This window comes from Pseudoalteromonas undina, assembly GCF_000238275.3.
Taxonomy (GTDB): Bacteria; Pseudomonadota; Gammaproteobacteria; order Enterobacterales; family Alteromonadaceae; genus Pseudoalteromonas; species Pseudoalteromonas undina.
Window position 1 is genome coordinate 2,157,387 of the sequence record NZ_AHCF03000003.1, and the last position, 25,077, is coordinate 2,182,463.

Consider the following 25,077-nt stretch of genomic DNA (forward strand, 5'->3'; position numbering starts at 1 on the left):
GTTTATCCCCTTTTTTATTTCACTAACTAGCTAGCTTTTAATTTTGCTAATCACTTTTGATGTAGAGCAACCATCTAAAAACTCAAGCACTTCTACTTTTCCGCCATGACGCAACACGTGCTCAGCACCGGCAATTTGCTCAACAGTGTAATCACCACCTTTAACAAGAATATCTGGGCTAATTTGCTCAATTAGCTTTGCTGGTGTGTCATTTTCAGCCTCACTGCCAAACGGAATAACCCAATCAACTGAGGCTAATGCACTTAAAACCATAGCACGCTCATCTAATGGGTTAATTGGGCGCTCAGGGCCTTTTAAACGGGCAATGGATTCATCGTTATTTAAACCAACCACTAATCTATCACCACGCGCTTTAGCTTGCGCTAAATAGCGCACATGGCCTGCATGCAAAATATCAAAACAACCATTAGTAAATACAATGGTTTCTCCATTTTGCTTTGCAAATTCAATATGTTGTAATACATCATCAAATGGGGTTTGATAATGCTCGCCAGTGGCTTGTAAGTATTGGCCTAACTTGCGGCTCAACTCTTCAGGAGAAACCGTAGCCGCTCCCAATTTACTTACTGCAATACCGGCAGCTAAGTTTGCAATTTCGACTGCATCTTTGGCGGTCATACCCGCACCTAGCATTACAGCTAATGTAGCAATAACAGTATCGCCCGCACCGGTTACATCACTTACTTCGAGTTGTTGCGCTGCAAAGTCATGCTTTTGCGTTGCATCAATTAGCGACATACCTTGTTCTGAGCGTGTTAGTAGCATGGCGTTAATACCCGCATCACTAATCAGGGTACGCGCGCTGCTAGCAAGCAACTCTTCTGAACCAACCTGACCACCCGCTAATTTAAACTCATTTAAATTAGGGGTTATGTAATCAGCTCCACGGTACAACTCTAAATCAGATGATTTAGGGTCAACAAGCACGGTTTTACCTGCATCTTTAGCAACCGAAATCATTTTTTGGATTAGCGCGAGTGAGCCCTTGTTGTAATCAGAAAATACAATAAAGTCGTAATCACTCAGCACCAGCTCTAATCGATTTAATAACAACTGGCTATGAGACTCATTAAAAGCCTCTTCTAAATCTAAACGCACAACTTGTTGATGACGACTGATCACCCGCATTTTAGAAATAGTCGGCAAATCGCATACACTCACAAGCTGTGAATTTATTTTTTCACCCTCTAGAATGTTTTCTAAAATTTGTCCGCTTTCATCCTCGCCAATTAGGCCAAGTAAACCCACTTTGCCATCTAGTCGGGCTATATTTTTAGCCACATTGGCGGCACCACCGGCTTTGTCTTCAAATTTACTGACTTTTACAACGGGTACTGGTGCCTCCGGCGAAATACGGCCAGAATCACCATACCAGTAGCGGTCTAGCATAACGTCACCAACCACTAAAATACGCGCTGCTGATAAGTTTTTTAATAGCGATAAATCCATTACTGCTGCTCCGCAACAACCATATCCATGGCTTCACACAACCAATGGCCGATAAACATATGCGCCTCTTGGATACGGGCTGTTTCATCATTTTTAATGATAATAGGTAACTTGGCGATGTCTTTTACTTCCCCCCCATCGCGACCTGTAAATGCAACAGTGAATGCTCCTATTTTATTAGCGGCTTCTAACGCTAAATTAATATTATTACTGGTGCCCGATGTGGTTAAGCCAATTACAATATCTTCAGGTTTACATAGCGCCTGTACTTGGCGTTCAAATACTGTGTCAAAATGATAGTCATTACTATGCGCTGTTAAAATAGAGGTGTCTGTGGTTAGAGCAATAGACGCTAACGGTCCTCGCTCTAACTTATAACGTACCACAAACTCTGCAGCCAAATGCTGAGCATCAGCCGCACTGCCGCCATTACCAAACCAAACAACCTTACCACCAGCCTGTAAAGCACTATGACATGCTTCTAACAACTGCATTACCTCTTGATGATACGCCTCCATGGTTTCGAACAATACTTGGTGACGATTTAAACTTTCTAGGTAGCTAGTTGCCACTGAATCTATAATTGACATGAGATATTCCTCTTGGAACTGAAATGGCAGGAAAAATTAATTTCATTATTCCATAATTTTATAGCCAAATCACCTCTATATAACTAAATTAAAGTACGGGTAGAAAGTTATTATTCAGATAAAGAAGGTTTTTATCGTTGTTACCTTTTTCAAGTTGCTATTTTATATTTGTGTATTTAGAAAAAAACGATTTCACGCTAAACTAGCGCCACTTTCATTTATACAAAGCAACAGTATGGCACGCATTTTTTATTCACTCGCATTAATTATTATTAGCCCACTGATTGTATTTTACTTATATGTACTAAGAGGTAAAAAAAACGCAGGATATCGCGCTCACTTTAAGGAACGTTTTGGCTTCATAAGCCGCGCTTCATTTTCAAACAACAAACCAGTTGTATTTCATTGTGCTTCTGTGGGCGAGGTGTTAGCTGCAACCCCTTTAATTAAAGCCCTACAACATGAACAACCGCAGTTAAATATTTTAATTACCTGCAATACTCCAACAGGACGAGAGCAAGTTAGCGCACAATTTAAAAACAGCGTTGCTGTTAGTTATTTACCCATTGATTTTCCAATGGCCACCACTCGCTTTTTAAAACGAGTAAAACCGCAATTACTCTGTATTTTAGAAACTGAACTATGGCCGAACTTAATGGCTAATGCGCACAAACAAAATATACCTGTATTGGTAGTTAATGCACGACTATCTGAAAAGTCTCAGCAAGGCTACGAAAAAGTGGCCCAGCTAACTCGCAGTATCATGCAATCAATTACCGCACTTGCAAGTCACGACAAAACCGATGCAAATCGCTTTATTGAATTAGGGCTACCTGCTGAAAAAAGCCATGTAACGGGATCAATAAAATTTGATATTACCCCAACCACTGCACAACTCGATAAAGTAGCCTCTTTAAAGCAATATTATAAAAAAGCAGAACGCTTTATATGGGTCGCAGGTTCTACACACCCTATAGAGCATGAGTTTATTTTAGCAGCCCACCAGCAACTACTAGAAACACATCCTGACGCTTTACTGATCATTGCGCCACGTCACCCCGAACAATTTGATAAAGTTGCAGAGCTACTGACTCACTCGAATCTTAGCTTTAGTCGTCGCAGTCAAAAAAATTATAATAATGAACAAATTGTGTTAGCCGACACATTAGGTGAATTACAATATCTATATGGTGCCGCTAATATTAGTTTTATTGGTGGCAGTTTAATTCGTCGTGGTGGCCATAACCCATTAGAGTCGGCAGCTTTTTCAGTGGGTGTACTTACCGGCCCTCATACCTACAACTTTGACCATGTTTACCCTGAACTTATTAAACTCAAAGGCGCCCATGTGGTTGAAAATACTGACGAACTGGTGCTTGCATTGCTTCGCTTGATTAAAAACACCAAAGCGTGTGATATTCTTGGCAGTAAAGCAGCTCAGTGCGTTGCTAAAAACCAAGGCGCTATTGCCAAAACGCTTGCCATTATAACTCCTTATTTAGAGCCAAAATCGTGACCAACTTAGCTATATCTCAAACCCGTGAATGGGTAAGCGCTGTGATTGTAAAATACAATTTTTGTCCATTTGCCCGTAAAGAAGTTGAAAATAACTGCATTCACTACACCATTAGTAACACCTCAAAAATTGATGATGCTGTTATGGATATGCTTGAACAATGTACCCAGCTTGACCGTGATCCTCAGCGTGAAACAACTTTGTTAATATTTGATAATGGCTTTACTGATTTTGAAGATTTTTTAGACCTTGTTGACTTAGCCAATGCGCTATTAGTTGCACAAGGTTTTGAGGGGAAGTACCAAATTGCAAACTTTCATCCTGACTATGTTTTTGCTGATAGTGATGAAGATGACGCTGCAAATTATACTAATCGCTCGCCTTTTCCTACTTTACACTTAATACGTGAAGCAAGTATGAGCGCGGCACTAGATGAATACAACGAGCCGGAGTCAATTCCTGAACACAATATCAACTTAGCTCGCCGTAAGGGAATTGACTTTTGGCAGCAGCTACTTAAAAATTGCAAAAAACCGAGCGCATAAGCTCGGTTTTTGGTTTTTAATAATGCGCAGAGTTATTTTTTAACCCACTCACCATTAACTTCAACGAAATGCCCTGCTTGGGTTTTTTCAATGGTTTTTGCCGCCGCTAGTGCTTCTACTTGAGCAAGTGACAAGTTGTTCTTTTTCGCAAGTTTTAAATATTGTGCTTTGCGCTTTGCGTTAATTTCATCAACAACCGCTTTAGCCTCTGCATTTTGTACAACCAAACCTAAATAACCTGAGCTATTTTCACCCACAAGCCCTTGGTTTTTAGCATCATCTAAACTGATTGCCCAAGCAGAAAATGACAATAAAGCGGCACTTAAAAGTGTGATCACGTTTAACTTTTTATTTTTTAATAAACTCATAATTGCTCCTTAGAATAACTCACTGTCATCGCTAAATAAGTCATCTAGCTCTTTATCAACTTTTACGCGAATTTCATGATCAACCTTCACATTTAAATTAATGGTGATAGGCTCTTTCGCTGCCACTTCAACGCGGTGCGTACATGCACTAAGCAACCCCAGTGCTGTAAGTATTATCAGCCATTTAGTCATTTTTAGTTCCTTTTGTTGAATACTCTTGTTCAACTTTTTGAGTAATTTCATCACTTAAGCGCAATGCTCTTAAGAGTGTAAAAACATTTTCTTCATGGTTGTAATTAAAGTTAACTTGCTGCGCCTGTTCCTTATTGTATCCCTTTAAGTTTACACCTAAATAAAGCCAACCGTCAGGCTTTAAGTCAACACTACTGTTTAAGCTCTGAATGTCTAAATCTTCCAACAAGCTTAAAATCGGGTCCAGTTCTTGTTGCTGAGCTTTAACTGCATCAAAAGCTGCATTGTCAGTAATAACTAGTTTACCTGTTCCTTGGTTAGATAATTCACCAGATTTTACCGAAATACCTTTTTGATCAAAGTAAACAGGTAAGCGGCCATTCACTCGACCAGTTAGTGTAATGCCTGATTTATCATCTAAGGTAATAAGTTTACTCGCATCAATATTTTCAAATGTGACCAAAGACTGCTGCGCTTTTTCCGTCACTTTGTAGCTATCCAAAGCAAAACGACCACCAAGTACATCAGCAGTTATTTTTTCAGCGCGAGCAATAGAGTTCTCAACACTAAAATTACCGACAATGTTACTCACAACAGCACCTGCTCGTAACTCATTTAATTCAAATGTAGTAGGAGCCACATTAAGCTGCCCTGAATCATAAGAACCCGTTAAGCGAGTGCTAAAATGCTTAGCTAAATAATCGTTGTATAAGCCACTTACCTGTTCGACTTGAAATGCAAAATCAGCCTGCTGTAAATTAACATCTCCGCGAACAACCCCATTAAAGCTACCATCGGTCAGCGTGGCTAATGGTTCAAACTGCTGTAAAACAGGGTTAAATTTAGTCACAGCTTGATCTGCAACTGTTATCTCAAATGGGTGTTCCACAGCAGATATGTGGTGACTGGCTACCAACTCAATACCATCAATAAATACATGATGTGAGGCTTGAAGCGCCCGACTTTGCAGGCCTTTAGAGCTTATGCGAATATTACTTAGGTTTAAAAAGTCACTGTTAAGTTGGGTAAGTTTAGTTTCACTGTTTAAATCGACAAATAATTCGCCAACAGCCAAACTAGAAGATGCTGATAATTGATTATTTACACCACGCACTTGGTATTGCTCATAAGCCGCTGAGCGTAAATGGCTATCCAAGCTTGCGTTGATATTTTGTTTATCGTCAATCTCAGTCGTAAACTGTGCCTTGTAGCCCTTTACTGTTAATTTATCAAAACTAAGCTCAGCAAAACCAATCTCGCTGGTTATTTTCGCATTTTTTTTATGTTGTAAAACATTCTCTATTTGAAATAGGCCAGTGCTTGCTACCTTTTTAGCTGATGCGGGTAAAAAACCAGGCAGCTCATCGACGTTTAATTGGTAGTTGCCATTCACAGCCAAGTTATTTAAAGCTGCATCTATTTCTATATGCTCAATGTCTTCACTGATAAACAATAACTTAATATTGCCTTTGGCATACTCTAACGGCTGCTGAATATTAATTGCTAGGTTTTTCAGGCTCAGCTTCGTTTCACTATTTTTAGTGTTTAATAGCATTGACGGTATAACAAGTTGTCCGTTTTCAAACTTTACCGTATCACTGAGCATCAATTGCCATTTTAACGGCAGTTGCTTGGCTACAAATTCACGCTGTGATTGATTGTTTATAAGCGCCAAACAATCACTATCAAACGTTACCAAGCTGGTTAATTGTTGTGTATTTAACAAGGCTTTTTTATCGTTAAAGTGATAGTAAATATTCATATCACCAAAAGCCTTTAGCGTTACTGGGCATTTACTAAATTGCTGTGTAAACTCAGCATCTATGTTTGATTTTATATCAACGGATAACCCATCAAAGGTGAACTCATGCCCACTGTTTAATGAAAGCGCGGGTACCGGCTTTATCTTTCTTAGTAATCCATCAACTAACTTAAAGTGACCAGTAATTTTATGATTGCTGACTGTTACCTCTGCGATTGCATCACCTGAAATCACAAATGTATTTAGCTTCTCTTCACCAATGCTAACTACCAGTTCATCATGAAGTTGTGGGTGGGTAATTAACAATCTTTTGATATCAATTTTCGGCCGCTCTTTGGGTAAACTAAGTGCCAGCTTTTTGAAGGAATTATTACTTGCTGAGACACTCTCGCTATCATTTAAACGAAGATTAGCGCGGCCAACAGTTATTTTTTTTGTATCAGCCACAATGCCACCAAGCTCAATTTTATGGCCTTGGTAAGTCAAACATAATCGGTTTACGTTTAAGCTAATATTTGAGTTTAGTGACCAATCTAAACAATGTAGTTCAACGCCAGATTGGCTCAAAGATGGCGCTATAGCCCATTGAGTTATAGGCATACGAAATACATAACCCAGTGTTAAAACACTCAGAAATAAAAACACGATTCCCCATGCGATGCGTTTGATCATACTATCCTTATTGAACCTTGAACCTTGAACCTTGAACCTTGAACCTTGAACCTTGAACCTTGAACCTTGAACAGTCTAAACAAAAAAGGCTGCACAAGGCAGCCTTTTTATCTTACATTTAGATCATGAATCCAGCGTGTATATTAACCTACATTTTTACGCGCATTTCTAAACATACGCATCCATGGGCTATCCTCGGCCCACTCATCTGGGTGCCAAGAGTTAGCAACCGCACGGAATACACGTTCAGGGTGTGGCATCATTACAGTTGCACGACCATCTGTTGATGTAATACCGGTGATCCCTTCAGGTGAACCATTCGGGTTTGCTGGGTACTGTGTTGTTGGGTTACCGTAGTTATCAACGAACTTAACTGCTACGGTGCCGCTTGCAAGTGCAGCCTTAGTTGCCGCATCATTTGCAAATTCTGCATGACCTTCACCATGTGAAACTGCAATTGGCATACGTGAACCTGCCATACCATTAAAGAACACCGATGGGTTTTCTTGAATTTCAACCAGACTAAAGCGTGCTTCAAAACGCTCTGACTTATTAGTTACAAAGCGCGGCCAATGTTCAGTACCTGGAATCAACTCTTTTAATGTTGATAGCATTTGACAACCGTTACATACACCTAAGCTAAAGGTATCTTCACGATGGAAGAAGCTTTGGAACTGATCGCGTGCCATATCGTTAAACAATATTGACTTAGCCCAGCCTTCACCGGCGCCTAATACGTCACCGTAAGAGAAGCCACCACACGCCACTAAACCTTTGAACTGTTCAAGCGTTAAACGACCTTCTAAAATATCACTCATGTGAACATCTACCGCAGCAAAACCAGCACGGTTAAACGCAGCAGCCATTTCTAGGTGCGAGTTAACGCCCTGCTCACGTAAAATAGCCATTTGTGGCTTAGCACCTGTCGCAATGTACGGTGCAGCAATATCTTCGTTTAAGTCAAAGTTAAGTTTAACGTTTAAGCCTGGGTCTTTTGCATCAAATTTAGCGTCAAACTCTTGCTTAGCACACTCAGGGTTATCACGACGCGCTTGCATCTGATAGGTTGTTTCGGCCCAAATTGTACGAAGCTCAGTACGAGTATGATTAAGTACTGTTTGCTCACCACGATTAAATACAATGTTATCGTCATTATTAAGCGAGCCAATCACATGGCTAATTGCGGCAACACCATGCTGCTCAAATACAGCATTTACAGCATCTAAATCAGCATTTGCAACTTGAATTACAGCACCTAACTCTTCGTTATAAAGCGCTTCAATATCCGAGCCAGTCAAAGTCGCTAAATCAACGGTTACACCGGTGTGGCCGGTAAACGCCATTTCAGCGATAGTAGTAAACAAGCCACCGTCTGAACGATCGTGATACGCAAGTAGCTTACTATCAGCCACTAGCGCCTGCATAGCATTGTAAAAGCCTTTTAGTAACTCAGGGCTGTCTACATCAGGAGTAACATCACCAAGCTGCTTATAAACTTGTGCAAGGCTTGATGCGCCCATACGGTTTTTACCCGCACCTAAATCAACTAATATAAGCGATGTCTCGCCTTTATCAGTGCGCAGCTGTGGAGTCACCGTTTTACGCACATCATCAACGCGGCCAAACGCTGTAATAATCAGTGATAAAGGTGATGTTACTGATTGCTCAGTTGTATCATCTTCATTTTTCCATGTCGTTTTCATCGACATCGAGTCTTTACCTACAGGTATAGTTAAACCAAGTGCTGGACATAACTCTTCACCAACAGCTTTTACCGCTTCATATAAACCTGCGTCTTCGCCAGGGTGACCCGCAGCCGCCATCCAGTTTGCAGATAACTTAATGTTTTCTAAGTCACCAATATTAGCACCAGCAATATTTGTAAGAGACTCAGCCACAGCCAAACGTGCTGAGGCGCCATAATTAAGTAATGCCGCTGGAGTACGTTCACCTAGTGACATAGCTTCACCGTGGTAAGTATCGTAAGTTGCTGCGGTAACTGCACAGTTAGCCACAGGCACTTGCCAAGGGCCTACCATTTGATCGCGCGCTACTAAACCAGTTACAGAGCGATCGCCAATAGTAATCAGGAAGGTTTTTTCTGCAATGGTTGGTAAACGTAATAAACGCTGCGCTGCATCCGCAGGATTAATAGCATCCATATCAAGTGCAGTGCCTACTACTTGTTGCGAAGTAACATCACGATGCATTTTAGGTGCTTTACCTAATAATACATCCAGTGGTAAATCTACAGGGCTGTTATCAAAATGACTATCCGCAACCGTTAAATGACGCTCTTCTGTTGCTTCACCAATAACTGCATATTGTGCGCGCTCACGCTTACAAATTGCTTCAAAGCGTGCAAAGTCTTCAACGCCCACAGCAAGCACATAGCGCTCTTGCGATTCATTACACCAAATTTCGTGTGGAGCCATGCCTGGCTCATCATTAGGGATATCGCGCAGCTGGAATTTACCACCACGGCCACCATCATCTACAAGCTCAGGGAATGCATTTGATAAACCACCAGCGCCCACATCATGTATAAACGCAATAGGATTTGCATCACCTAGCTGCCAACATTTGTCGATCACTTCTTGACAACGACGTTCCATTTCTGGGTTTTCACGTTGAACAGAAGCAAAATCTAAATCTTCGTTTGATTGACCCGATGCCATGCTAGATGCAGCACCACCGCCTAAACCAATGTTCATTGCAGGGCCGCCAAGCGCAATCAGTTTTGCGCCTACTGGAATATCGCCTTTTTGAACATGATCAGCACGAATATTACCTAAACCACCGGCAAGCATAATTGGCTTGTGGTAACCACGTACCTCTTCACCATTGTGACTCGTTACTTTTTCTTCGTATGTACGGAAATAACCTAAAAGATTAGGACGGCCAAACTCATTATTAAACGCAGCACCACCTAATGGGCCTTCAGTCATAATGTCTAGGGCATTAACAATACGGCCAGGCTTACCAAAATCACTCTCCCAAGGCTGTTCAAAACCTGGAATACGTAAATTAGATACAGTAAAACCTACCAAACCCGCTTTTGGTTTTGAACCACGGCCAGTTGCACCTTCATCGCGAATCTCACCGCCCGACCCTGTTGCCGCACCAGAAAAGGGCGCAATTGCCGTTGGGTGGTTATGGGTTTCAACCTTCATTAATATTTCAATGTCTTCTTGATGATACGCATATTCACCTTGCGCATTCGGGAAGAAGCGACCCGCCTTTGAGCCTTTCATTACGGCTGCATTATCTTTATAAGCAGACAATACATTTTCAGGATTATGCTCAAAGGTATTTTTAATCATTTTAAACAGCGACTTTGGCTGTTCAATACCATCAATAGTCCAATCAGCATTAAATATTTTATGACGACAATGCTCTGAGTTTGCTTGTGCAAACATGAATAATTCGATGTCGTTAGGATTGCGCCCTAACTTGATGAAGTTTTCAACTAAGTAGTCAATTTCATCATCAGCAAGTGCAAACCCTTGCTCTATATTGGCTACGGCTAATGCTTCACGGCCGCCACCTAAAATATCAACTGATGACATTTGGCGAGGTGCATCACTGCGAAATAACTGCGCGGCATCTTCTAATTTACTATGAGTAGCTTCGGTCATACGGTCATGAAGAAGCACTGTAACCTGTGTAAGTTGCTCGGCGCTTAAATCACCTTCAACATAGTAAGCAATACCACGCTCAACTCGGTGAACTTGCTTAAGCCCACAGTTATGAGCGATATCAGTCGCTTTTGAAGCCCATGGCGAAATAGTACCAGGGCGAGGCGTTACTAATACCAACTGACCCGCTGGCGCATGCTCAGCAATTGTTGGTCCATAGGTTAATAACTTCTCAAGTTTGGTTTGCTCATCATTGTTTAATGGCGATGTTAAATCGGCAAAGTGAGCGTATTCGGCATATACATTGGTGACAGGAAGTTGCAATTGTTGGCAACGCGCTAAAATTTTATTAACTCTGAACTCTGAAAGTGCTGGTGCACCACGAAGGATCAACATAAGTAATTTCACCCGGGGTTAGGGATTGAACGATATTTTAGGCGCGTATTATAGTCCAAATTACTCTCAGATTTAACTCAAAAATGCGCTTTTCATTAAATTAACTTTTTCTTTTTGTTTACACCTATTTTTTACTGGCTGCGATTAAACGGTAAGTGACGTAATCAGTAAGTTTTGTTATAACAGGAGATACGATGCTAAAGAGGCGAATATGTTGAAGATAAAGCTAATAACAATCATTACGTTAGTCATCCTTTTGTGTGCCTGTAACACACAAGAGCAGTCAACACAGCTCGCCCAAATTAAATCAGAAAATAAAATTCGCGTTGGTACACTTGCCAGTGCAAGTAATTATTATCAAGCTGTTCAAGGAGAACAAGGCTTTGAATTTGAACTCTCTCAAGCATTCGCCGACTACCTTGGGGTAGAGCTTGAAATTGTGCCCTTTTTTAATTTATCCGATATGTTTGCGCGCTTAGATAGTGGCGATCTCGATTTAATTGCCTCTGGGCTTACTTTTAACAAGGCGCGCGCCAAACGTTACCGCTATGGCCCAACTTACAGAACGATAAGTCAAAAATTAGTTTTTAAACAAGGGCGTGAACGCCCTCGTGATTTTGATGATTTAACCGGAAACTTCACCGTTATCGCTAAAAGTAGTCATTCATTAACATTAGAAGAAATAAAACAAAACAACCCAGATTTAACTTGGAGTGAAACCGAAGAGTTTGATGAAGAAGAGTTATTACAAGCCGTTATTGATGGGGAAATAGATTACACCTTAGCGGATTCACATACATTAGCGTTGTTTAGGCGCTATCACCCTAACTTGAGTATTGGCTTTTCAGTTACCCGTAATGATTCAATTGCATGGATACTAAGAAAGTCGAATGATGACTCATTGTACGCATTGCTAGTTCCTTTTTTTGGTGAAGCAAAACAAAACAATCAACTTTATGTACTTGAAGAGAAGTACTTTGGCCATGTCCGTCAGTTTAATTACGTTAATACCTTAGCCTACATAGATGCAATAAAAGAGACACTGCCTAAATATCAGCCTTGGTTTATACAATATGCAGGTAGCCTTGATTGGCGCTTACTTGCTGCATTGAGTTACCAAGAATCGATGTGGAACCCACGAGCTAAGTCACCAACGGGTGTACGCGGTATTATGATGCTAACAAGGCGCACAGCAAAACAAGTCGGTGTTACTAACCGCTTAGAACCAGAACAAAACATACGTGGCGGTGCAAAATACTTAGCTAAATTAATCAAGCGTATACCTGATAGAATCCCGCAACCTGATCGTACTTGGCTTGCACTTGCCGCTTATAATGTTGGTTGGGGGCACGTCAACGATGCCCGCATAATTACTGAGCAACAAGGCGCTAGCCCTGATAAATGGGCTGACGTTAAAAAGCGCTTACCATTGCTAGTAAAAAAACGTCACTACCGTAATACCCGCTATGGCTATGCTCGCGGTGATGTTGCAGTGACTTATGTTGATAATATTCGTCGCTATTACGATGCGCTTGTTTGGTTAGATGAAAATAATGCAATGGCAACTATACCGCCAACTTCCGAAACAGAAAAAGAAACAAAAGATAAAAGATAAAAGCATTAAACCAGGTGATGCAAATCAACGTATAAGTGATGGCGTAGAAAAAGAAAAATAAAAGCGCTGTGAAAATTTCGCGCTATATTAGCTACATGTTAGAAAAGCAAATAGTTGTTTACTTGCAATCAATTATTCAATAATCTGGCTCAATTGTATTAAAATCTGTGTCATCACCAAGCACATAAGGATAAGTAATGCTTAAACGTAGACGTACACATCAGCTTAAACGTTGTATAAAACACTCAACTGCCACTCGTCGTCGAGTGATGTTAAGAAACTTACATAAAAAGATAATTTGGCGCCGTCGTATGTTTGCTATGCAGCAAATGGCTGAGCTAGACGCCTTAATAGCAGCTGCAGACTAATCGTTGTTAAGGTTGCGAGCGGCTAGCTTTGCGGCTTTAATTTGTGCTCGGCGACGCTTAAAAAAACTAGAAATAGTCTCAGCACATTGTGTCTCTAAAACCCCACCCGTTATTTCTACTTGATGGTTTAAACGAGGTTCTTGCAACAAGTTCATAATAGAACCAGCAGAACCCGTTTTAGCATCGGCTGCACCAAATACTAAACGTTTAATTCGGCTGTGCACTAACAGACCTGCACACATAGAGCAAGGCTCTAACGTGACATACAAAGTACAGTCAATTAAGCGATAGTTGTTAAGCACTTTTCCGGCTTCTCTTACCGCTATCATCTCAGCGTGGGCAGATGGGTCATTATCGGTAATTGAGCGATTATAACCCGCGCTTATAAGCTGATTATTTTTGACAATAATGGCGCCTACCGGGATCTCATCGAGTTGCTCTGCTTGTTTTGCATACACAAGGGCTTGTTCCATCCAATATTGGTCGTCAAATGGCTCTGTCATGATTATTACTTAACTATTTTTTATGCCGTAATTATACCAACTTAGCGTAAAAAAATGCGTAATTGATCACTTTATTGCAAAAATAAAACAAATTTAAGTGGTTTACCATGGCCCATAAGGCGGGATTTACGCTATAATCTCTCGCTTTTTTTATTTAGCTCACAACACGGGTAGCAAATGAAATTTCCTGGACGCCGCAGGCATAAACATTATTTTCCAGTGGAAGCCAAAGATCCACTGACCAATCAACTTAACGCCACAGAACGATTACACCGCAGCTATATTACGGGGATCGATCAAATCGTTGTTGATATAGAAGCTAAGGTTGACCAAGCTTTTCTCGATGAATTTCAATTGCGCCGAGGGATGTCGCAAGTTATAGATAATGACATCACTAATGCTTTATACGATCGCTTAAAACTAAACGATATGGTCGATTACGAATTCGCAGGAGGAACCGTTGGCAACACGATGCACAACTATTCCGTACTTGCTGATGATCGTTCGGTACTATTAGGCGTAATGAGCGAAAATATAAAAATAGGCAGTTATGCTTATCGATTTTTATGTAATAACTCAAGTCGTGTAGATTTAGACTACTTACAACCAGTCGATGGTCCTATTGGCCGTTGCTTTACCTTGATTGATGAAACAGGTGAGCGCACGTTTGCTATTAGTGCTGGCCTGATGAATTACCTAAAGCCAGAGTCAATTGATAAAGAGCTAATAGAAGGCTCATCAGCATTAGTCATTAGTGCTTATTTAATGCGTACTCAAGGTGATGAAACCATGACCGAAGCGACCATGCAAGCAATCAAGTACGCTAACGATGCAAATGTACCGGTGGTATTAACTCTAGGAACTAAGTTTCTTATCGAGCAGGACCCGACATGGTGGGCTAACTTTGTAGAAAAGCATGTTGATATACTTGCTATGAACGAAGAAGAAGGCCAAGCAATTACTGGATATGAAGATCCACTTCTTGCTGCTGACAAAGCATTAGACTGGGTTGACTTAGTTATTTGTACAGCCGGTGAAAAAGACTTATTTATGGCTGGCTTTGTTGATGACAGCTGCAAACGTGAAACAGAGTACCCATTATTACCGGGTGCTATACCAGATTTTAATCGTTATGAATTTTCACGTGCAATGCGTAAAGTTGACTGTGAAAATCCTATAAAGGCATATAGCCATACTGCGCCGTTTATGGGTGGGCCTGACTCGATTAAAAATACCAATGGTGCCGGTGACTGTGCTTTAGCCGCGGTTTTACATGATTTATCAGCGAATGTTTATCATAAGTTGAATGTTGCTAATTCAGCAAAGCATCAGCAACAAGCCATTACCTACTCTTCGCTCGCACAAATTAGCAAATATGCTAACCGTGCAAGCTTTGAAGTACTTGTACAGCACTCTCCTCGCTTATCTCGTGGTTTGCCTGAGCGCGAAGATTGTTTAGAACAAGTGTATTGGGATCAATAAGATCCCATTACGCTAAACAAAGCTAAAATATAGATATATCAAGCTTTTTAGATAGCAGCTCTAATGCTGCTATTCCCGCCACTGAGTTACCAAAAGAGTTTAATCCCGGTGAATAGACTGCCACTGTAAATCTATTCGGCAACACCGCTAATATTGTTCCAGAAACACCCGATTTACCTGGCATGCCAACACGATAACCAAAGTCACCTGCTGCGTCATATAAGCCACTGGTAAACAACAACGAATTTAGTTGCTTGTTTTGACGACTAGAAAGTACTCGTTTATTCGAGCTGTAATCTATCCCTTTATTGGCTAAAAAATTGTACGCCTTGGCAAGTTCAATACAATTAAGTTCTATGGCACAAAAATTAAAATACGACCAAAGGACATCATCTACTTCATTCTCAAAGTTACCGAATGATTTCATTAAATGTGCCATTGCCGCATTTCTATGCCTAAACTCATATTCTGAGTTAGCCACTTGCTTGTCAATTACAATACTGCGATTACCTGATAAATCGCGAAATGTTTCAAGCATAGAGTGCATAGGTGCAGATAAACGACTATACAAAGCATCACAGGTAACAATCGCTCCCGCATTAATAAATGGGTTACGTGGAATCCCTTTTTCAAACTCAAGCTGTGTCAGAGAGTTAAACGCCGTACCAGAAGGCTCTTTGCCAACTCTATTCCATAATTCATCGCCATAGCGTTGCAACGCTAATGTCAGAGTCATTACTTTAGATACAGATTGAATTGTGAAACGTTGCTCACAATCACCGGCGCAGAAAATTTCTCCGTCCGTAGTATAAATAGCAATAGAGAACTGCTCAGGAGAAACCTCTGCCAATGCCGGTATATAATCGGCAACTTTACCCTGCGTTAGTAAAGGCTTAACCTCTTGAGTTATCTCATTTAACACTCGTTGGTAATCACTCGTTGGCAATCGACACCTCAATAATACGAAATCTAAAATCAAATTTTAACACGTCAGATCCATAACCGCATGGTAATGTTGAGCAAATAGGGGATTCGCTGATATCAATGAAAATATTTCACTACAAACTTAGAAACTATTACAGCATAAGTAAACCATAGTAAGGGCTTTAAGTTCCTACTTTTTTTACTTTAATCTGATGCCTTCAATTAGAGTCGGTGGGCTACTTCGTAGCGACAGCGCAGTAGAATGTCGTAGTGCCCACAGCGGTAAAAAGTCACATAGAAAATGCGATACTATCATTGTGTCGGGGCGGCCTTCCGCGGGGCTCGCCTTCGAGCTGTTTTGTTTGACTACTGAGTTTGGCATGGGCTCTTAGATATTTACTAAAACCTAGATAGCAAAAAACCCGTTACATTGCTGTAACGGGTTTCTTTAATTAGATCCTCGTAATGTCATGGTGCCCACAGCGGTAGAAAGTCACATAACAAATGCCACACTATCATTGTGTCGGGGCGGCCTTGTGCGGGGCTCGCCTCCGAGCTGTTTTGTTTGACTACTGAGTTTGGCATGGGTTCTTGGCTATTTACTAAACCCCAGGTAGCAAAAAACCCGTTACATTGCTGTAACGGGTTTCTTTAATTGGATCCTGGTAATGTCCTACTTTCACATAACAAATGCTACACTATCATCGGCGCTGTTTCGTTTCACTACTGAGTTCGGCATGGGGTCAGGTGGGTCCAAAACGCTATTGTCACCAAGCAAATTTGGTTGTCAGTCCGTATCGCTACGTACTAACTAAAATTTGGAATTCTGATAATAAAGTCTTCTAGTATCTACTTTAGTCTATTAACTTCTTCGCTTGTTTCACTATCACATAAAACGCGTTTGGCGTTGTATGGTTAAGCCTCACGGGTAATTAGTACAAGTTAGCTTAATGGCTCACACCACTTCCACATCTTGCCTATCAACGTTGTAGTCTTCAACGGCCCTTCAGAGACTTTAAAAGTCTAGTGAGAACTCATCTCGAGGCCTGCTTCGCGCTTAGATGCTTTCAGCGCTTATCAGTTCCGAACGTAGCTACCGGGCAATGCCATTGGCATGACAACCCGAACACCAGCGGTTCGTTCACTCCGGTCCTCTCGTACTAGGAGCAACCCCTCTCAATTCTCAAACGCCCACGGCAGATAGGGACCGAACTGTCTCACGACGTTCTAAACCCAGCTCGCGTACCACTTTAAATGGCGAACAGCCATACCCTTGGGACCGACTTCAGCCCCAGGATGTGATGAGCCGACATCGAGGTGCCAAACACCGCCGTCGATATGAACTCTTGGGCGGTATCAGCCTGTTATCCCCGGAGTACCTTTTATCCGTTGAGCGATGGCCCTTCCATTCAGAACCACCGGATCACTATGACCTACTTTCGTACCTGCTCGACGTGTCTGTCTCGCAGTTAAGCTGGCTTCTACCATTACACTAACCGTACGATGTCCGACCGTACTTAGCCAACCTTCGTGCTCCTCCGTTACTCTTTGGGAGGAGACCGCCCCAGTCAAACTACCCACCAGGCACTGTCCGTAACCCCGATTCAGGGGCCAACGTTAGAACATCAAAACTACAAGGGTGGTATTTCAAGGACGACTCCAACAAAACTAGCGTCTCATCTTCAAAGTCTCCCACCTATCCTACACATGTAGGTTCAATGTTCAGTGCCAAGCTGTAGTAAAGGTTCACGGGGTCTTTCCGTCTAGCCGCGGGTACACAGCATCTTCACTGCGATTTCAATTTCACTGAGTCTCGGGTGGAGACAGCGTGGCCATGGTTACACCATTCGTGCAGGTCGGAACTTACCCGACAAGGAATTTCGCTACCTTAGGACCGTTATAGTTACGGCCGCCGTTTACCGGGGCTTCGATCAAGAGCTTCTCCGAAGATAACCCCATCAATTAACCTTCCGGCACCGGGCAGGTGTCACACCGTATACGTCATCTTGCGATTTTGCACAGTGCTGTGTTTTTAATAAACAGTCCCAGCCACCTGGTCACTGCGGCTCCAATCAGCTTAGAGAGCAAGTCTCATCACCAATCGGAGCGTACCTTCTCCCGAAGTTACGGTACGATTTTGCCTAGTTCCTTCACCCGAGTTCTCTCAAGCGCCTTAGTATTCTCTACCTGACCACCTGTGTCGGTTTGGGGTACGATTCGGTATAATCTGAAGCTTAGAGGCTTTTCCTGGAAGTATGGCATCAGCAACTTCATCACCGTAGTGACTCGTCTCGTGTCTCAGCCTAACAGCAACCCGGATTTACCTAAGTCGCTAGCCTACACACTTTCACATGGACTACCATCGCCATGCTTGCTTAGCCTGCTCCGTCCCCCCATCGCAATTATACCAAGTACGGAAATATTAATCCGTTTCCCATCGACTACGCCTTTCGGCCTCGCCTTAGGGGTCGACTTACCCTACCCTGATTAACATGGGATAGGAACCCTTGGTCTTCCGGCGTGCGGGTTTTTCACCCGCATTATCGTTACTCATGTCAGCATTCGCACTTCTGATACGTCCAGCATACCTCCCGGTACACCTTCAACCGCTTACAGAACGCTCCCCTACCACTCAGAATAAATTCTGAATCCGCAGCTTCGGTGCATAGTTTAGCCCCGTTACATCTTCCGCGCAGACCGACTCGACCAGTGAGCTATTACGCTTTCTTTAAAGGATGGCTGCTTCTAAGCCAACCTCCTGGCTGTCTGGGCCTTTCCACATCGTTTCCCACTTAACTATGACTTTGGGACCTTAGCTGGCGGTCTGGGTTGTTTCCCTCTTCACGACGGACGTTAGCACCCGCCGTGTGTCTCCCGGATATTACTTTACGGTATTCGGAGTTTGCAAAGGGTTGGTAAGTCGGGATGACCCCCTAGCCTTAACAGTGCTCTACCCCCGTAAGTATTCGTCCGAGGCTCTACCTAAATAGATTTCGGGGAGAACCAGCTATCTCCCGGTTTGATTAGCCTTTCACTCCTAACCACAGGTCATCCCCTAACTTTTCAACGTTAGTGGGTTCGGTCCTCCAGTTGATGTTACTCAACCTTCAACCTGCCCATGGCTAGATCACCGGGTTTCGGGTCTATACCTTGCAACTATTCGCCCAGTTAAGACTCGGTTTCCCTACGGCTACCCTAATCGGTTAACCTCGCTACAAAATATAAGTCGCTGACCCATTATACAAAAGGTACGCAGTCACCCTCGAGGGGCTCCTACTGCTTGTACGTACACGGTTTCAGGTTCTATTTCACTCCCCTCACAGGGGTTCTTTTCGCCTTTCCCTCACGGTACTGGTTCACTATCGGTCAGTTGGGAGTATTTAGCCTTAGATGATGGTCCACCTATATTCAGTCAAAGTTTCACGTGCTCCGACCTACTCGATTTCACTTAAAATGCATTTTCATGTACGGGACTATCACCCTGTATCGTGGCACTTTCCAGAGCCTTCCATTAACACATAATAAGCTTAAGGGCTGTTCCGATTTCGCTCGCCGCTACTATCGGAATCTCGGTTGATTTCTTTTCCTACGGGTACTTAGATGTTTCAGTTCTCCGCGTTCGCCTCGTTAACCTATGTATTCAGTTAACGATACCTGCAAGCAGGTGGGTTTCCCCATTCGGAAATCCTAGTCTCAAGTGCTTTTTACTAGCTTGACTAGGCTTATCGCAAGTTAATACGTCCTTCATCGCCTCCAACTGCCAAGGCATCCACCGTGTACGCTTAGTCACTTAACCATACAACCCAAACGGGTCTTTGTTTCGTGACAGTTTAACTTCGCCAGAAGTTAATATTGAATACTAAAGTAGATACCAATTAATCCGAAGATTAAATGGCACTGAATGATACTGCTATCATTCTTTTTTACTTTTGAAAACTCTGTACAAATACAATGTATTCATACGAATTTTATTATCAGCTTTTCCAAATTTTTAAAGAGCATATTAATTAGTTAACCCAAAGGGTAAAACTAACTAACAATCATCTGTGTGGACACTACGAACAAATAAGTTCTAAATCGTATAAGGAGGTGATCCAGCCCCAGGTTCCCCTAGGGCTACCTTGTTACGACTTCACCCCAGTCATGAATCACTCCGTGGTAAACGTCCTCCCGAGGGTTAGACTATCTACTTCTGGAGCAACCCACTCCCATGGTGTGACGGGCGGTGTGTACAAGGCCCGGGAACGTATTCACCGCGTCATTCTGATACGCGATTACTAGCGATTCCGACTTCATGGAGTCGAGTTGCAGACTCCAATCCGGACTACGACGCACTTTAAGTGATTCGCTTACCTTCGCAGGTTCGCAGCACTCTGTATGCGCCATTGTAGCACGTGTGTAGCCCTACACGTAAGGGCCATGATGACTTGACGTCGTCCCCACCTTCCTCCGGTTTATCACCGGCAGTCTCCTTAGAGTTCTCAGCATTACCTGCTAGCAACTAAGGATAGGGGTTGCGCTCGTTGCGGGACTTAACCCAACATCTCACAACACGAGCTGACGACAGCCATGCAGCACCTGTATCAGAGTTCCCGAAGGCACCAAACCATCTCTGGTAAGTTCTCTGTATGTCAAGTGTAGGTAAGGTTCTTCGCGTTGCATCGAATTAAACCACATGCTCCACCGCTTGTGCGGGCCCCCGTCAATTCATTTGAGTTTTAACCTTGCGGCCGTACTCCCCAGGCGGTCTACTTAATGCGTTAGCTTTGAAAAACAGAACCGAGGTTCCGAGCTTCTAGTAGACATCGTTTACGGCGTGGACTACCAGGGTATCTAATCCTGTTTGCTCCCCACGCTTTCGTACATGAGCGTCAGTGTTGACCCAGGTGGCTGCCTTCGCCATCGGTATTCCTTCAGATCTCTACGCATTTCACCGCTACACCTGAAATTCTACCACCCTCTATCACACTCTAGTTTGCCAGTTCGAAATGCAGTTCCCAGGTTGAGCCCGGGGCTTTCACATCTCGCTTAACAAACCGCCTGCGTACGCTTTACGCCCAGTAATTCCGATTAACGCTCGCACCCTCCGTATTACCGCGGCTGCTGGCACGGAGTTAGCCGGTGCTTCTTCTGTCAGTAACGTCACAGCTAGCAGGTATTAACTACTAACCTTTCCTCCTGACTGAAAGTGCTTTACAACCCGAAGGCCTTCTTCACACACGCGGCATGGCTGCATCAGGCTTGCGCCCATTGTGCAATATTCCCCACTGCTGCCTCCCGTAGGAGTCTGGGCCGTGTCTCAGTCCCAGTGTGGCTGATCATCCTCTCAAACCAGCTAGGGATCGTCGCCTTGGTGAGCCATTACCTCACCAACTAGCTAATCCCACTTGGGCCAATCTAAAGGCGAGAGCCGAAGCCCCCTTTGGTCCGTAGACATTATGCGGTATTAGCAGTCGTTTCCAACTGTTGTCCCCCACCTCAAGGCATGTTCCCAAGCATTACTCACCCGTCCGCCGCTCGTCATCTTCTAGCAAGCTAGAAATGTTACCGCTCGACTTGCATGTGTTAGGCCTGCCGCCAGCGTTCAATCTGAGCCATGATCAAACTCTTCAATTAAAAAGTTTTATGTCTTTCGACAGCTCAATGAATTCTGAATTTATTTAATATCTTTCGATATTGAATTGACTGTGCTGAATAACTACCTTAGTAATTATTCTGTTGGTCACTCAGTTTCAATTGAGACTCTAAATTTTTTTGCCTCACTACCTAAGTAGCTTGGCTGTTAGAACTCAATCTGTACGAGTGCCCACACAGATGATTGCTTTATATTGTTAAAGAACGTTGCGATTAAAGCGTTAAACTTTATCTCGCTAGGGCTGCGCATATTACGCTTTCCTATTTTTTTGTCAACACTTAATTTTGTTAAACTTTAAAGTTTTCAGAACTAAGTTTTACTCGACTCACTGAGTAGCTCCTGCCTCGCTATGCGTTGGCGTTCCCCGTCTCAGTGGGGTCGCATTATAGGGAGATCCGAAAACAGATCAACCCTTTTTTGCAGAAAACTTGAAATAAATGACTGTTCGCTGGAGATTTGAACGATAGGTGCTAAAAACACAACATAACTATCAATTTATTAACAATAAACGCGAAACTTAAGCCTTTAATCATTGTATCAACTTGAATAAGCTTTATTAAAACACTCGCAACTAAGATGATCATAATGATCACTAGCAATAATCTACCCGAATAGATCCCATATATAACAAAGTCTGGAAAATAAGACGCTGCAGCTAGCATACTGTTAATGTTACTACGGTGAATTGAAGTAGGTAAGAGTGATACCACAGTATTAATAAAATCACGGCTATTAATAGTGCCTACCTGAAGGTGGCTTTTGTTTATGTGTATTAGCAAAGCCTTAATATAAGTAGGAGTTACTGTTGCTCTATTTTAGGCAAAATAAAGCCCCGCATTTGCGAGGCTACTATTTATGCTACACCGTATTGATCCCGGTAAGCTTTTACCGCGGCTAAATGCTCATCCATAGTTCCTTGGAGCTCTAGGTAACTAATTAAATCAGCCAATTTAACGATTGAAGTAACTTGAGTATTAAAGTCACGTTCTACTTCTTGTATAGCAGAAAGCTCTGCTTTACCTTTTTCTTGACGATCAAGTGCAATTAAAACACCACTTAAATCTGCGCCATTATCCGCAATAATTTCCATTGACTCGCGAATAGCTGTACCGGCGGCGATCACATCATCAACTAACATGATCTTACCTTTAAGCTCAGATCCAACTAAGCTACCACCTTCACCGTGTGCTTTTTTCTCTTTACGGTTAAAACAATAAGGTACATCTTTATTATAATGATCAGCTAACGCAACTGCGGTTGTTGTTGCAATTGGAATACCTTTATAAGCAGGACCAAATAGTACATCATATTCAATTGCTGCATCTTCAAGTGCCGCTGCATAAAAGCGACCTAAGCGCGCTAAGTCACGACCTGTATTAAACAAACCCGCATTAAAGAAGTAAGGGCTAGTACGACCAGACTTTAAAGTAAACTCGCCAAACTTTAATACCTGCTTTTCTAAAGCAAACTCAATAAACTCTTTTTGATATTCTTTCATTGCCAGTTACCTATTTATGCTAGTGCTTGCTTTTGTACATCAATAATTTCACGAATTGAATGCTTAGCGAGTGTAAGTAGCTCATCAAGTTCGTCAAACGAGAAAGGTTCACCCTCAGCGGTTCCTTGTACCTCAATAATTTTACCGGTTTCAGTTAAAATTACATTCATGTCAGTTTCAGCGTCAGAATCTTCTAGGTATTCTAAATCGCTAATCGCTTGGCCTTTATATATACCAACAGAAATAGCAGCGATCATATGTTTAAGTGGGTTTGAGTTAATCATCCCTTTTGCACGCATATACGTTAGTGCATCAACTAGCGCAACGCATGCACCGCTTATAGACGCTGTACGTGTACCACCATCAGCTTGAATTACATCACAATCAATAGTAATTGTGTTTTCACCGAGTGCTTTTAGATCGATTGCTGCACGTAAAGAGCGAGCAATCAGACGTTGAATTTCCATTGTACGACCGCCCTGCTTACCTCGCGTTGCTTCACGACTATTACGTGTGTGTGTTGCGCGCGGTAACATGCCATATTCTGCGTTTACCCAACCTTTACCTTGGCCTTTCATAAAGCGTGGTACGCCAGCCTCAACTGTCGCAGTACAAAGTACCTTAGTGTTGCCAAACTCTACCAATACTGAACCTTCAGCATGCAGAGTGTAGTTACGTGTAAACGTAACCGGTCTAATTTGATTAGGTGTTCTTTCGCTTGGACGCATTGACGATCCCCTTAATTCTGAATTTGCCACATTATATGTTGATGTGAATACAGATGCCATGTTGATTTATATTAAAGTGTGTTTAAAAAACACTCAGCAGTGTTAAATTTTCTTTAGAGCTTGAGCAGTGTTACGGTATAATAATCGTAATATTGTATTTAAAAATGTAGGAAAACATCCATGATCCACAGTATGACAGCTTATGCGCGTCGCGAAATAAAAGACGAATGGGGCACTGGCACGTGGGAAGTTCGCTCAGTGAACCAACGTTATCTTGAAACCTTTATTCGTGCACCAGAGCAATTTCGTGGCATGGAGCCCGTTATACGCGAGCGTCTGCGTAAGCACTTACAGCGTGGTAAGGTCGAAGTTTTCTTAAAATTTGTAGCAAACCCTGCACATGTTGGTGAATTATCAATTAATCAATCTCTTGCTGAGCAGCTAATTAATAGTGCTAAGTGGGTACAACAACAAAGCAATGGTGATATTAATCCTGTTGACATTTTGCGTTGGCCTGGCGTGATGGAAGCGCAAGAAATTGATATGGATAGTGTAAATACAGCGCTCATTACTGGGCTTGACCAAGTAATTGAAGACTTTAAATCGGCACGTGGTGATGAAGGTGCAAACCTTGAAGAAATGATAACTACACGATTAACCGCCATTTTAGAGCAAGTTGATATTGTTGAAGCCCACATGCCAGAAATTACTAAATGGCAACGTGAAAAGTTAGTACAAAAACTTGAAGATTTAACAACAAATATTGATGAGTCACGTCTTGAACAAGAACTGATTTATCTTGCACAAAAGCAAGATGTAGCAGAAGAACTTGATCGTTTAAAATCGCACGTTAAAGAAACACGTAAAATTTTGAGTAAAGGTGGTGCTTGTGGTCGTCGTTTAGATTTTATGATGCAAGAGTTTAACCGTGAAGCAAATACCCTAGCTTCTAAATCAATCAACAGCGACATCACCAATGCTGCAGTTGAGCTAAAAGTATTGATAGAGCAAATGCGTGAGCAGATTCAAAACATCGAATAAGGTTTTCAGGTGTTTCCCGTTGATTCGAAATGTTTAAAAGCCCTTGTTTAAAAGGGCTTTTTTGTTTTTAAAACTTAAAATTAGTTTCGCTTCGTTTCATCAAAATGGTGACAAAGTTGGTGACATAATGTAGA

At 42.3% G+C, this 25,077-nt stretch carries 16 protein-coding genes and 3 rRNA genes; 6 read left to right on the forward strand and 13 right to left on the reverse strand.

Annotated elements, in window-relative coordinates; translation table 11 throughout:
- Positions 1-30: 30 nt before the first annotated feature.
- Both hldE and PUND_RS13620 read right to left on the reverse strand, forming a co-directional pair.
- Complete coding sequence (gene hldE / locus PUND_RS13615; protein WP_010390981.1) at positions 31-1,470, reverse strand: bifunctional D-glycero-beta-D-manno-heptose-7-phosphate kinase/D-glycero-beta-D-manno-heptose 1-phosphate adenylyltransferase HldE; 1,440 nt, start codon at positions 1,468-1,470, stop codon at positions 31-33.
- Entirely contained in the window at positions 1,470-2,060 is a 591-nt protein-coding gene (locus PUND_RS13620) for a D-sedoheptulose-7-phosphate isomerase (RefSeq protein ID WP_010390980.1), read from the reverse strand. The genes hldE and PUND_RS13620 overlap by 1 nt, the downstream gene beginning before the upstream one ends.
- Before the next feature lie 235 nt (positions 2,061-2,295).
- Between PUND_RS13620 and waaA the strand changes: the two genes are divergently transcribed.
- Both waaA and PUND_RS13630 read left to right on the forward strand, forming a co-directional pair.
- A complete protein-coding gene (gene waaA / locus PUND_RS13625; RefSeq protein WP_010390978.1) occupies positions 2,296-3,576 on the forward strand; it encodes a lipid IV(A) 3-deoxy-D-manno-octulosonic acid transferase in 1,281 nt (426 codons plus the stop codon).
- On the forward strand, positions 3,573-4,121 hold the full coding sequence (locus PUND_RS13630) for a DUF1415 domain-containing protein (protein ID WP_010390977.1): 549 nt from the start codon (positions 3,573-3,575) through the stop codon (positions 4,119-4,121). Before waaA ends, PUND_RS13630 begins: the two co-directional genes overlap by 4 nt.
- Before the next feature lie 32 nt (positions 4,122-4,153).
- On the opposite strand, the gene PUND_RS13635 is transcribed toward PUND_RS13630, so the two are convergent.
- The 4 genes from PUND_RS13635 to purL all read right to left on the reverse strand — a co-directional run bounded on the left by PUND_RS13635 (position 4,154) and on the right by purL (position 11,149).
- On the reverse strand, positions 4,154-4,489 hold the full coding sequence (locus tag PUND_RS13635; protein ID WP_010390976.1) for a YdbL family probable chaperone protein: 336 nt from the start codon (positions 4,487-4,489) through the stop codon (positions 4,154-4,156).
- A gap of 9 nt (positions 4,490-4,498) precedes the next feature.
- Positions 4,499-4,681, reverse strand: a complete 183-nt coding sequence (locus tag PUND_RS13640; RefSeq protein WP_008115575.1) for a YnbE family lipoprotein — start codon at positions 4,679-4,681, stop codon at positions 4,499-4,501.
- The gene (locus tag PUND_RS13645) at positions 4,674-7,115 is read right to left on the reverse strand and encodes an intermembrane phospholipid transport YdbH family protein (protein WP_010390974.1); all 2,442 of its coding nucleotides are present in this window, start codon (positions 7,113-7,115) and stop codon (positions 4,674-4,676) included. The genes PUND_RS13640 and PUND_RS13645 overlap by 8 nt, the downstream gene beginning before the upstream one ends.
- A 143-nt stretch (positions 7,116-7,258) precedes the next feature.
- On the reverse strand, positions 7,259-11,149 hold the full coding sequence (purL, locus tag PUND_RS13650; protein WP_010390970.1) for a phosphoribosylformylglycinamidine synthase: 3,891 nt from the start codon (positions 11,147-11,149) through the stop codon (positions 7,259-7,261).
- A gap of 211 nt (positions 11,150-11,360) precedes the next feature.
- On the opposite strand from purL, the gene mltF reads away from it, so the two are divergent.
- Together mltF and PUND_RS13660 are read left to right on the forward strand one after the other, a co-directional pair.
- The gene (gene mltF, locus PUND_RS13655; RefSeq protein WP_010390969.1) at positions 11,361-12,764 is read left to right on the forward strand and encodes a membrane-bound lytic murein transglycosylase MltF; all 1,404 of its coding nucleotides are present in this window, start codon (positions 11,361-11,363) and stop codon (positions 12,762-12,764) included.
- Positions 12,765-12,961: 197 nt separating this feature from the next.
- A complete protein-coding gene (locus PUND_RS13660) occupies positions 12,962-13,132 on the forward strand; it encodes a hypothetical protein (RefSeq protein WP_008468235.1) in 171 nt (56 codons plus the stop codon).
- On the opposite strand, the gene tadA is transcribed toward PUND_RS13660, so the two are convergent.
- Positions 13,129-13,635, reverse strand: coding sequence for a tRNA adenosine(34) deaminase TadA (gene tadA, locus PUND_RS13665; RefSeq protein ID WP_010390967.1), 507 nt, complete (start codon positions 13,633-13,635; stop codon positions 13,129-13,131). The genes PUND_RS13660 and tadA overlap by 4 nt on opposite strands.
- Before the next feature lie 177 nt (positions 13,636-13,812).
- Here tadA and PUND_RS13670 point away from each other — a divergent pair, with 177 nt between their 5' ends.
- Positions 13,813-15,117 (forward strand): inosine/guanosine kinase, encoded by a 1,305-nt coding sequence (locus tag PUND_RS13670; RefSeq protein WP_010390965.1) that lies wholly within the window; start codon positions 13,813-13,815, stop codon positions 15,115-15,117.
- A gap of 22 nt (positions 15,118-15,139) precedes the next feature.
- Here the strand turns inward: PUND_RS13670 and glsB are convergent, their stop codons facing one another.
- The 6 genes from glsB to rph form a co-directional block, all read right to left on the reverse strand.
- Entirely contained in the window at positions 15,140-16,063 is a 924-nt protein-coding gene (gene glsB, locus PUND_RS13675) for a glutaminase B (RefSeq protein ID WP_010390961.1), read from the reverse strand.
- 638 nt (positions 16,064-16,701) lie between these two features.
- Positions 16,702-16,816: ribosomal RNA gene (rrf, locus tag PUND_RS13680) — 5S ribosomal RNA — on the reverse strand.
- Between the two features lie 136 nt (positions 16,817-16,952).
- A 23S ribosomal RNA gene (locus PUND_RS13685) occupies positions 16,953-19,837 on the reverse strand.
- A 286-nt stretch (positions 19,838-20,123) separates the two neighbouring features.
- Positions 20,124-21,657 (reverse strand): 16S ribosomal RNA (locus PUND_RS13690).
- Together the 16S, 23S and 5S rRNA genes form the textbook arrangement of a ribosomal RNA operon.
- A gap of 872 nt (positions 21,658-22,529) precedes the next feature.
- On the reverse strand, positions 22,530-23,174 hold the full coding sequence (gene pyrE, locus PUND_RS13695; protein WP_010392902.1) for an orotate phosphoribosyltransferase: 645 nt from the start codon (positions 23,172-23,174) through the stop codon (positions 22,530-22,532).
- Between the two features lie 14 nt (positions 23,175-23,188).
- Positions 23,189-23,902 (reverse strand): ribonuclease PH, encoded by a 714-nt coding sequence (rph, locus tag PUND_RS13700; protein ID WP_008111261.1) that lies wholly within the window; start codon positions 23,900-23,902, stop codon positions 23,189-23,191.
- Between the two features lie 180 nt (positions 23,903-24,082).
- Between rph and PUND_RS13705 the strand changes: the two genes are divergently transcribed.
- Positions 24,083-24,943: a YicC/YloC family endoribonuclease gene (locus tag PUND_RS13705; protein WP_010392903.1), complete on the forward strand. Its 861-nt coding sequence runs from the start codon at positions 24,083-24,085 to the stop codon at positions 24,941-24,943.
- Positions 24,944-25,077: the final 134 nt, after the last annotated feature.

Bases quoted from the DNA above. Each gene is read 5' to 3' on its own strand.
- purL (WP_010390970.1), bottom strand. From the start codon at position 11,149: ATGTTGATCCTTCGTGGTGCACCAGCACTTTCAGAGTTCAGAGTTAAT.
- PUND_RS13645 (WP_010390974.1), bottom strand. From the start codon at position 7,115: ATGATCAAACGCATCGCATGGGGAATCGTGTTTTTATTTCTGAGTGTT.
- PUND_RS13635 (WP_010390976.1), bottom strand. From the start codon at position 4,489: ATGAGTTTATTAAAAAATAAAAAGTTAAACGTGATCACACTTTTAAGT.
- tadA (WP_010390967.1), bottom strand. From the start codon at position 13,635: ATGACAGAGCCATTTGACGACCAATATTGGATGGAACAAGCCCTTGTG.
- PUND_RS13660 (WP_008468235.1), top strand. From the start codon at position 12,962: ATGCTTAAACGTAGACGTACACATCAGCTTAAACGTTGTATAAAACAC.
- hldE (WP_010390981.1), bottom strand. From the start codon at position 1,470: ATGGATTTATCGCTATTAAAAAACTTATCAGCAGCGCGTATTTTAGTG.
- PUND_RS13640 (WP_008115575.1), bottom strand. From the start codon at position 4,681: ATGACTAAATGGCTGATAATACTTACAGCACTGGGGTTGCTTAGTGCA.
- PUND_RS13620 (WP_010390980.1), bottom strand. From the start codon at position 2,060: ATGTCAATTATAGATTCAGTGGCAACTAGCTACCTAGAAAGTTTAAAT.
- pyrE (WP_010392902.1), bottom strand. From the start codon at position 23,174: ATGAAAGAATATCAAAAAGAGTTTATTGAGTTTGCTTTAGAAAAGCAG.
- rph (WP_008111261.1), bottom strand. From the start codon at position 23,902: ATGCGTCCAAGCGAAAGAACACCTAATCAAATTAGACCGGTTACGTTT.
- PUND_RS13670 (WP_010390965.1), top strand. From the start codon at position 13,813: ATGAAATTTCCTGGACGCCGCAGGCATAAACATTATTTTCCAGTGGAA.
- waaA (WP_010390978.1), top strand. From the start codon at position 2,296: ATGGCACGCATTTTTTATTCACTCGCATTAATTATTATTAGCCCACTG.
- PUND_RS13705 (WP_010392903.1), top strand. From the start codon at position 24,083: ATGATCCACAGTATGACAGCTTATGCGCGTCGCGAAATAAAAGACGAA.
- mltF (WP_010390969.1), top strand. From the start codon at position 11,361: ATGTTGAAGATAAAGCTAATAACAATCATTACGTTAGTCATCCTTTTG.